This window comes from Wolbachia endosymbiont of Drosophila bocki, assembly GCF_028982005.1.
Taxonomy (GTDB): domain Bacteria; phylum Pseudomonadota; class Alphaproteobacteria; order Rickettsiales; family Anaplasmataceae; genus Wolbachia; species Wolbachia pipientis.
Genome location: NZ_JAPQLG010000095.1, coordinates 1 through 9,314 on the forward strand (window position 1 = coordinate 1; position 9,314 = coordinate 9,314).

At 33.0% G+C, this 9,314-nt stretch carries 8 protein-coding genes and 2 pseudogenes; 8 read left to right on the forward strand and 2 right to left on the reverse strand.

The features are described from left to right. Window positions 1–60: 60 nt before the first annotated feature. Window positions 61–632: pseudogene (gene trmB, locus OZD61_RS01945) on the reverse strand (tRNA (guanine(46)-N(7))-methyltransferase TrmB); the annotation flags it as partial. Window positions 633–771: 139 nt separating this feature from the next. Between trmB and OZD61_RS01950 the strand changes: the two are divergent. The 3 genes from OZD61_RS01950 (at window position 772) to OZD61_RS01960 (ending at window position 3,131) form a co-directional block, all read left to right on the forward strand. Next, complete coding sequence (locus OZD61_RS01950; RefSeq protein ID WP_274979655.1) at window positions 772–2,424, forward strand: 30S ribosomal protein S1; 1,653 nt, start codon at window positions 772–774, stop codon at window positions 2,422–2,424. Window positions 2,425–2,453: 29 nt separating this feature from the next. After that, the gene (locus tag OZD61_RS01955) at window positions 2,454–2,732 is read left to right on the forward strand and encodes an HU family DNA-binding protein (protein WP_274979656.1); all 279 of its coding nucleotides are present in this window, start codon (window positions 2,454–2,456) and stop codon (window positions 2,730–2,732) included. Window positions 2,733–2,804: 72 nt separating this feature from the next. After that, window positions 2,805–3,131: a cell division protein ZapA gene (locus tag OZD61_RS01960; RefSeq protein WP_010082086.1), complete on the forward strand. Its 327-nt coding sequence runs from the start codon at window positions 2,805–2,807 to the stop codon at window positions 3,129–3,131. Here OZD61_RS01960 and OZD61_RS01965 read toward each other — a convergent pair. After that, window positions 3,106–3,384: an FAD assembly factor SdhE gene (locus OZD61_RS01965; RefSeq protein ID WP_274979657.1), complete on the reverse strand. Its 279-nt coding sequence runs from the start codon at window positions 3,382–3,384 to the stop codon at window positions 3,106–3,108. The genes OZD61_RS01960 and OZD61_RS01965 overlap by 26 nt on opposite strands. A 99-nt stretch (window positions 3,385–3,483) precedes the next feature. Here OZD61_RS01965 and rseP point away from each other — a divergent pair, with 99 nt between their 5' ends. The 5 genes and pseudogenes from rseP to OZD61_RS01990 form a co-directional block, all read left to right on the forward strand. Further along, entirely contained in the window at window positions 3,484–4,602 is a 1,119-nt protein-coding gene (gene rseP / locus OZD61_RS01970; RefSeq protein WP_274979658.1) for an RIP metalloprotease RseP, read from the forward strand. An 8-nt stretch (window positions 4,603–4,610) separates the two neighbouring features. After that, a complete protein-coding gene (bamA, locus tag OZD61_RS01975) occupies window positions 4,611–6,947 on the forward strand; it encodes an outer membrane protein assembly factor BamA (protein WP_274979659.1) in 2,337 nt (778 codons plus the stop codon). Next, window positions 6,948–7,499, forward strand: a complete 552-nt coding sequence (locus OZD61_RS01980) for an OmpH family outer membrane protein (RefSeq protein ID WP_274979660.1) — start codon at window positions 6,948–6,950, stop codon at window positions 7,497–7,499. It begins immediately after the preceding gene. Window positions 7,500–7,503: 4 nt separating this feature from the next. Continuing rightward, window positions 7,504–7,935 (forward strand): 3-hydroxyacyl-ACP dehydratase FabZ, encoded by a 432-nt coding sequence (gene fabZ, locus OZD61_RS01985; RefSeq protein ID WP_065094742.1) that lies wholly within the window; start codon window positions 7,504–7,506, stop codon window positions 7,933–7,935. 45 nt (window positions 7,936–7,980) lie between these two features. Beyond that, window positions 7,981–9,314, forward strand: a pseudogene (locus tag OZD61_RS01990) (FAD-dependent oxidoreductase); the annotation flags it as partial.

A 9,314-nucleotide genomic window follows, 5' to 3' on the forward strand; every position in this document is an offset into this window, starting at 1 on the left:
TTGCAAATGATTGTCCTTTCCTTCATTTCTCTCCTATTACGAAGATTTTAAACAGGTTCTAAGAGTATAACTTGTGAAATCGTCTTCCCTATAGATTAAAGAGTTACACTGCTTTATATGTGATGCTATCCACTCTGCATAGTCCTGATGATCGGTTGCAATGAATATTTCCCCTGTTATAAGTATTTTTTTGCTAATAAATTTAAAAATTCCGTATTAATTAATCGTCTTTTATTGTGACTTCTTTTTGGCCATGGATCTGAAAAGAGAATAAAGAATCTTTCAACACTGTTATCAGGAAAATTTGCAATCAATTCTCTTGTATCTTCTGTCCACATTAAAATATTTTTTATGTTCTGTATTTCTATGTTTGTCAGCAAGCGAGAAACCCCCTTTAAGTAGGGCTCACATCCTATAAATGATAGATCAGGTTCATTGAGCACCTGGTAAAGCATATTTTCACCGTTGCCAAAGCCTATTTCTACCCATATTCTTTTTTGTGGATTTACAATTTTCTCTACAGATTCCTTGCTGTTTTGAATAGAATATTTTTCCAATATTTCATCAACATCAGGTTTTAGCCTGGACCTTCTGGAGAACGATCTAATCCACTTGCTATTCTTAAATAGCATATTCTTGATACATATATAATTTTCTCACTATATTTTATATAGCTTAAACAATTCTCGAAATGAGTTAATGAAAAATTACTTGTCAATAATTGTTAATATTATATAATATATGAGTTCTAATAAAGTTTAAGTTAAAGGTATGAATAATAATAATCCAGTCGTAAATCTACCGGTTACTATCAGAAGGCTATCATCAAACAGATTTATAGAAGAGATATGTCAAGGCCAATTTGAGGATCAAGATAATACCTTGTTTGAAGATTCTTTTGTTAACAAAATTAAAGAAGGAGATGTGGTAGAAGGTGTAATTACAAGAATAAACCCTAACGACGTTGTGGTTGATATTGGTTTAAAATCTGACGGGAGAATTCTGATCAAGGAACTCGGTTGTAATGATGAGGTCATTATTGGCTCGAAAATCAGAGTTTATGTGGAAAGAATCGAAGATTATCATGGTAATGTTGTTCTTAGTCGTGAAAAAGCAATTAGGGACGAAAAATGGAATAAGTTGGAAGAAGATACAGTTACAAGGGCTGAAGTAAGCGGAGTTATTAAACGCTCAATTAAATGTGGCTTTATTGTTGATCTTGGTGACGGAATAAGCGCTTTTTTACCGCTGAGTCATGTGGATTTGAAGCAAGTAAAAGATGCGAAGCACCTTATTGAAACTGAACAAAAGTTCATCGTGCTTAAAATGGATAAGAAGCAGGGCAATATTGTAGTATCAAGAAAGCTGGTGTTAGAAAAATTGCACGCTGGTGAAAAAATTAAATTTTTAGAATCTTTAAATGAAGGCGATATAATAGAAGGGAAAATAAAAAGTATCACTCATTACGGTGTATTTGTCGGTATTCATGAATCAGATGTAGTGGGAGTTATAGATGGATTGTTACATATTACAGATATCTCTTGGAGTAGGGTAAGTCATCCGTCTGCAGTTTTTACTTGTGGTCAGACTATAAAAGTTAAAATTATAAAAATAGACAAGGAAAATGCTAAAATTTCCTTGGGTGTGAAGCAGCTAGAAGATAGCCCTTGGCAAGATGCAGAGTCAAAATATCCAGTTGATAGTGTGCATAAGGGTTATGTAGCAAGCATAGAAGATTATGGATTATTTGTTGAGCTTAGACCTGGAATTGAAGGTTTAGTGCACTCGTCAGAAATAACTTGGGTTAAGAGTAATTTACCAGTTAGTAGTCTCGTAACAAGGGGACAAGAAGTATATGTGAAAATTCTCAGTATTGACATTGCTAAGAGTAGGATGAGTTTAAGCATGAAAAGGTGTGTAGACAACCCTTGGCAAGTATTTATCAATAAATATCCTCCTGGTTCTATTGTTTCTGGTGAAGTGAAGAATAATACCGGCTCATATGTATCTGTTGCTTTCGGTGATTCTGAAATAGATGAGAACGTAGAAGGGACAATATACGTGAAAGATTTTAGTTGGTCTAAAAATGGTTCAGATGAGATAAAGAAGTATAATGTGGGTGATAAAATAGAAGCAAAAGTAATAAGGGCTAACGTGAATCGGGCAAGAATTTATCTTGGAATAAAACAAATAGAGTATGATCCTCTTGAAGAACTGATAAAGAAAGTTAAGGTAGGTGATAAAATACAGGTTATTGTAGGTAAGAGAGAAGATAATGGACTAGTCGTTGAAGTTGAGAACGATGTAACCCTTCTAATAGATCAAGAGCATTTACCAGAGAATAAAAAATTCTCTATATCAGAAAAAATAGAAGTTGAAGTATTGGGTGTTGAAGAATATAACATAGCATTATCTGCTAAGTAATAAGGTTTACTTATTTTGGCTTCATATAAATGGCAACAAAGTCTGATATAATAGCGAGGGTAGCAAAAAGGCATCCTTTTTTAGATAAGATTGTTATAGCAGCTATAGTTGATAGATTTTTTGGGATACTTTCAAGCACATTGAAACATCATGATAGAGTTGAAATTAGGGGGTTTGGTTCTTTTTCAGTTAGAAGTTATAACTTGAAAGAAACAAGCCATTTAATGTTACAGAAGTTTACAAAGAATCAATACTTTAAAACATATTTTCGTAGCAGTAAAAAATTATCTGATTTGATAAATGAATAAAAATTTATACCATAAATAAGATGAAAGTAGGGGTTTGAGTTTATACTGTACGATAGAAATTTTTAGCACCATATGCAAGTAGTAGAAATAGTTATACGTAATAACACATATAAAATATCTTGCGAAAGTGGGAAGGGGAATCATTTATTACGCCTTGCTAATAGTTTTGACAAGTTAGTTAGTTCTGTATCTCAAAAAACTGGAGGTAAGGGTTCGGATGCATTAAATTTCTTACTTGCAGCACTAATTCTTGAGGATAAAATTTTAGAATTAACAAAGCGATTAGATGAAGTAAATCAAGAGCGCGAAAAGTATAGAAACGAGAAAAGAATAGAATATACTGAGGTACTAGATAAGGTAAATAAGATTATCACTAATCTTGAGTGCATAAAGGATTAGCTTCAATAAAGCAAGCAATTAAATTGACTACCTGACTATTCAAGCCAGGAGGGAGGTTTGTCTTACGAGTTATGTAACAATATAATTCGTAATCATCAAGATCAACTATTTTTTCGTATTCGATTAGTTCGCTTAAGGAAAATTTATCAAGATATTTCAATGCGAAATGCCCTAAAAGTATATCGGTTTCTTTGCAACCCCTATGCCAGCTTCTATATATTAATTTTCTTCTGAGTAGTGAGGTATCTGTCATTACAATTAAACTTTTTTTAATTTAAAAGTTAAACTAAATACTTGTCAAGCGAGGCGCATTTTAATATACTTAACATTTTGTTAAGATCTAAATATACAGGTGGAATTAATTTCTAATCTTATCCATCAATTTAGCGATGGAATATATTATTTTTTATCATTTTCTTTAATAATTTCTGTCATAGTATTCGTACATGAATATGGGCATTATGTTGTTGCCAAAGCATGCAAAGTTAAAGTTGAATCTTTTTCCATAGGTTTTGGTCCTGAAATTTTTGGTTTTAACGATAAGTCTGGAACTAGATGGAAATTAAGCGTTGTTCCATTGGGTGGTTATGTTAAAATGCTAGGAGATACTAATGCAGCGAGTGTCCCAGCTGATCAACAAGAATTAACGGAAGAAGAAAAATTGTATTCATTTCATACAAAACCGCGTCATAAAAAAGCAGCAGTAGTTTTTGCAGGGCCTTTTGCAAACATGGTATTTGCTGTTATAGCTTTTACAATATTTTTTAGCATAGCAGGTTATTATCGCACTCCACCGGTGATTGAAAATGTAATCGAAGGTAGTGCAGCTAAGCAAGCTGGTTTGTTGCCAGGTGACACTGTTACACAAATCAATGAGCATAAAATAAAATACTTTGAAGATATTTCACGTGTGATAATGTCGAATCCTAAAACAAGAATGGAGATTGAGTATGGCAGAAATAATGAGAAGCACAGCACCAGTTTAACTCCATTAATAATCAAGGACAAAGACGTTTTTGGCAACACAATAGAAAGAGAAACTATAGGGATTATTTCAGTCAATACATTAAAGCAGTCGTCTTTTCTTGGGGCTGTGAGCTTATCAGTAAGTGAAACTTACCACACTATGTGCTTAACGATCAAGGCTCTCTTTCACATTATTGTTGGTAAAAGGAGTATCAATGAAATAGGTGGGCCAATAAAAATCGCAAAGTATTCAGGGCAATCAGCTAAAAAGGGGGTCGTTATGGTTGTGTATTTCATGGCAATTATTTCAGCTAATTTAGCTGCAATTAACTTGCTGCCAATACCACTGCTGGATGGTGGGCATTTATTTCATTATATCATAGAAGCGGTTATACGTAGGGATTTAAGCTTGAAATGTCAAAAATATGCAGCTATTTTTGGTGCTTTAGTGTTGTTTTTGCTTATGGCAACTGGAATGTCAAATGATATTAGGGATCTTTTTTGAAATAAAATATGAAAAAGCTATTTTATATACTGGTAGTGGTTTTTATTTCTTTTCCTGCCCTGCTTGTTGCTTTAGGAACTGCGGAAAAAGTGCAGGTGAAAGATGTCAAATGTATTGGTAATGAGAGGGTAAGCAACCAGACAATAGGGTTCTATATAAAACTAAAATCTGGTGATTATATAAACGACGATGATATAGACTCAATTATAAAAGATCTATATAAAACAAAGTTATTTGCTAGTGTTAATGCTTACATAGATGATAAAAAAAATTTAGTAATAAAAATTCAAGAAAATCCACTGATTAACAAGGTAGTGTTAAAAGGCAATAAGTTATTTAACAGCAAAGAGCTGCTAAGTAATGTGATTCAATCAAAGTCGCTAACTATTTTAACTGAAACAAAATTGCAAAACGATTTAGTGAATTTAGTCACTACTTATAGAAATAACGGTAAGATTGGTGTTAAAATTGAATATGACCTGAATAAGCTTGATGGCAATAGGGTCAATCTAATTTTTAAAATAAAAGAAGGCAAAACCTCTAAAATTAAGGATATGAGATTTATAGGCAATAAAAACTTTTCTGAAAATGAGCTAGAGCAAGTTATCAAAAGACATAGTAATGACATATTTAGTAAGTTATTTAGAGCTATTTTTAAAGGCGGAAATCATTATTCACCGCAATATCTATTGATTAACACAGAATTGCTCGATCATTTTTATTCATCTAAAGGATATATTCAAAATAATATTCAACCAATTGTTGAGGTTGATAATAACAATCAAACAGAGTTAACTTTTTTGATTGACGAAGGACAGCAGTATTTATTTGGAAATAATGAGGTTAATATTGAAACTGAAATTCAGGATTTGAGCCTAAAAGAAGAAATATTGGATTTTATAACAGAGGAAAACGATAAGATATTTAATAGAGTTAAAATTAATAATACAGTAGAAAAAATAAACAAATATTTAAATGAGAAAGGATATATATTTGCAAAAGTTAATCCAGAGTATGCACAACGTGACAATGTTGTAGATGTAACCTACAGAGTGCTGCCGGGTAAAAAGATTTATATAAATCAAATTACAATTGATGGTAACGATCCCACTTTAGATAAAGTGATCAGAAGTAAGCTAAGTGTGGCAGAGGGTGATGCGTACAATATATCTGAGATTCAAAAGTCACGTAAAAAACTAATGAGTAGTGATTTTTTTGAAACAGTGAAAGTAAATAGTTATGCAGTTAATGATAATGCAGTAAATCTTGACTTAAGTGTTAAAGAAAAAAACACTACTTCGTTGTATTTGGGAGGAGGTGTGTCTCTTCCTGGTGGAGCATTGATTAAAATTGACCTCAAAGACCGTAATTTATTTGGTACTGGAAAAGAGCTCTCTTTTGCTCTTGAAAAAAGTCAATACGTATTTTCTACTGATTTAGAGTTTGTTGAAAATAATTTTAACGATTCTGATACGTCACTAGGCATGGGTGTATTTTATGAAAAACAAGATAAACCAAACACTACTTTTGATAGTTGCGATATGGGATTTTTTACAAAGTTATCATATAAAGTCACAGAGAACTTAACTAATTCCCTTCACTATTCTTATAAGTATAATCATATACACATGGATAATAAGGGTGGACAAGACACCGATATCTCTGAAATAATACTGGACCGAAAAGGTAAACATCAGATTTCATCAGTGGGATACGCGTTGGCATATAATAAACTGGATAATCTATATGCTCCAAAAGAAGGGTATTTACTGCGCTTAAGTCAGGATATTTCAGGATTGGGAGGAAACGTGAATTTCCTAAAATCTGAATTCTTATCTTTTTATACGCACCCTATATTAAGCAAAATTGACGATGATATAACGCTACGCTTTAAGATGGCGGCAGGTCATATTTTTTCTTATACCGATGAAAATCTAAACATTGGCCAGCACTTTTTTAAAGGGGGTAATGAGATTAGAGGGTTTGACCTTTCCGGTATTGGACCAAGAGCAGAAGACAAAAATAAAAGCTCATTAGGAGGCAAAACTTATTTTAATCTAACACAGCAAGTGGATTTTCCTCTACCAAAACTATATGACTATGCTGGTATCAAAGGCTCACTATTTGTTGACTATGCAACACTTTTTGGCTTAGATGATAAAGATAAGAAGTATGAAGGGAAATACTACGATAGCAAGCTTGTGAGAGTGTCACCAGGTTTTGGCTTTTCAATGCTTTCTCCTTTTGGTAGACTTAGATTGGATTTCGGGTTTCCTTTAGTAAAGGAATCTTATGATATAATACCATCACCAAATGTTAAATTTTCTATTGAAGCGGGGATTTGAATGAAATATATACAGTTATCTATATCAGTTATTGCCTTAATTATTTCCTTATTTGTGGGGTATAAGTTTGTAGGATATCAACCTCAGAACACAAAAGCTGCAATTATCGATAGTGACAAAGTCATCAATGAATCTCTTGCTCTGCAAGATATACAACAACAAATAAAGGAGCAGAATTCTAGATTACAACAAGAATTTGAAAGTGAGTTAGAAAAACTTAAGCCATCAAAAGAAGAATTTGAACTTTTGTCAGAAGAAGCAAAAAAAGAAAAGACAGAACAGTTTAATAAGCACACTGTAAATACTAGAGATAATTACGCTAAAAAAATGTTACATTTAGAAGAAAGCTATAGAGACGCAGTAGAGAGTGTTTTTAACAAGATAAAAGAAGTCGCTAAAAAAACGGCAGAAAAAAACAACATAGATTTGGTACTATTTATTTCAAAAAAGAACCAAGTTTTATACTCCATGGATGAAGTTGATTTATCAGATGTGGTATTAAACAATATAAACAAGAAAATACCTGAATTTGCTTTGAAAGGCATTGAGTAGGCTTATGCAATTTAATATCAGTGATATTATAAAAATATTACCACATTCTTATCCGTTTCTCTTAGTAGATAGAGTTATAGAGTGTGATCCTGGTAAAAGTATAAAAGCAATCAAAAATGTGACTTTCAATGAGCCATTTTTTATTGGCCACTTCCCTGGTCATCCAATAATGCCAGGAGTCTTGATAATTGAATCTCTAGCTCAGGCATCTGCTATATGTGTTCTAGGTAAAGAAACAATAGAAAATAAAGTTGTTTACTTGAGATCCATTGAAAATGCAAAATTCAGAAAGCTAGTTACTCCAGGGGACACATTGATTCTTCAAGCTAACATTCAAAGTGTGTGTTTAGGTGTACACAAATTTAGGTGTATTGCATCTGTTAGCGAAGAAAAAGTTGCAGAAGCAACAATCTCAGCAGTATTGCAAAATAAATAAAATCTTCATCTGTAAGAAACAGCATGTACACTGTATAGTATAGCAATGAAGCTCAATTTCAACATCTCATTTTCTAATCTATATACTCGCAATGGATTAATAAAATTAGATGAGACATTTTTGAATTATATCAAATCATGTGATGAGAGCTTGTTTTGTTCATTAATTGAAGCAAGAGAAAAAGCAGCTTCTTCTTCAATGTCATCCCAGTGTCACCCCCCGTCATCCCAGTGCTTGACACTGGGATCTAGAAAACAAGAAGGACGGTCAGCTACTTGGATGACAGATAGTCAGTTAATAGTAGACCTCTCATATTTACTTGATGAATTTATTGCAAAACTTTTCAATGTTGAAAAAGAAATAGAGGAGCTAAAGAAAAAGCACAACGACTTTGCTGTAATATATAAGTGCAAAAGATTATTTGTCCAACGCTATGCATTGAAGAAATACACTAATGTGGCGAATATAGATATTACTAACAAACTAAGTCATTTTCTCACTTTGCCAACAACAGAAAAAAATTTTGCTGAGCAGGTGATGCATTGGTTTGAAGATAAAGAAAATCACAAAGAAGAAATAGAACTTGCAGCACAATATGCAGTGTGGAGAGTAAAAAATAAACAGAGTATATTATTCAGTATTCATAAAAAAATCGACCACGAAAACCTCATACCATTTTCTAAAAAAGAAGTGGACAAAGTTGAAGTGCTGTATTCAAATGAAGTAAAAAGACGATACGGTTTTGATCTAACAAGCAAAAAGGTGAGTTTGAATAAAGCACTAGATAATGCTCACTACTGCATATTTTGTCATAAGCAAAGTAAGGACAGCTGCTCAAAGGGGCTAATTAATAACGACAATACTTTTAAACAATCTCCACTAAAAGTTGAACTGCACGGCTGCCCACTAGAGCAGAAAATATCAGAAATGAATCTGGTGAAAAGCGAAGGGTACAGCATAGCAAGTCTTGCAATTGTGATGATAGATAATCCGCTATGTGCAGCCACTGGGCACAGAATATGCAATGACTGCATGAATTCGTGCATATATCAAAAACAAGAACCCGTAAATGTGCCAGCAATTGAAACAAGGATTCTGGATGATGTGCTCAGTTTACCGTACGGATTTGAAATATATTCTCTGCTCAGCCGTTGGAATCCTTTAAATTTTCAGCGTTCATTGCCAAGAGAAAACACCGGAAAAAACGTTCTAGTTGTAGGCCTTGGTCCTGCTGGTTTTAATTTAGCTCATCATTTGTTGAATGATGGGCATAACGTTATCACCATTGATGGACTAAAGATTGAACCTTTGATCGATAATTTCCAGCTAATTAAAGATTTCAAACACGAAAAATTGAGTGAACGCACGGCAGGAGGGTT

What these genes read in the sequence shown, in the direction of transcription:
- OZD61_RS01980 (WP_274979660.1), top strand. Translation starts at nt 6,948, where the DNA reads ATGAAATATATACAGTTATCTATATCAGTTATTGCCTTAATTATTTCC.
- OZD61_RS01955 (WP_274979656.1), top strand. Translation starts at nt 2,454, where the DNA reads ATGGCAACAAAGTCTGATATAATAGCGAGGGTAGCAAAAAGGCATCCT.
- OZD61_RS01950 (WP_274979655.1), top strand. Translation starts at nt 772, where the DNA reads ATGAATAATAATAATCCAGTCGTAAATCTACCGGTTACTATCAGAAGG.
- OZD61_RS01965 (WP_274979657.1), bottom strand. Translation starts at nt 3,384, where the DNA reads ATGACAGATACCTCACTACTCAGAAGAAAATTAATATATAGAAGCTGG.
- OZD61_RS01960 (WP_010082086.1), top strand. Translation starts at nt 2,805, where the DNA reads ATGCAAGTAGTAGAAATAGTTATACGTAATAACACATATAAAATATCT.
- bamA (WP_274979659.1), top strand. Translation starts at nt 4,611, where the DNA reads ATGAAAAAGCTATTTTATATACTGGTAGTGGTTTTTATTTCTTTTCCT.
- fabZ (WP_065094742.1), top strand. Translation starts at nt 7,504, where the DNA reads ATGCAATTTAATATCAGTGATATTATAAAAATATTACCACATTCTTAT.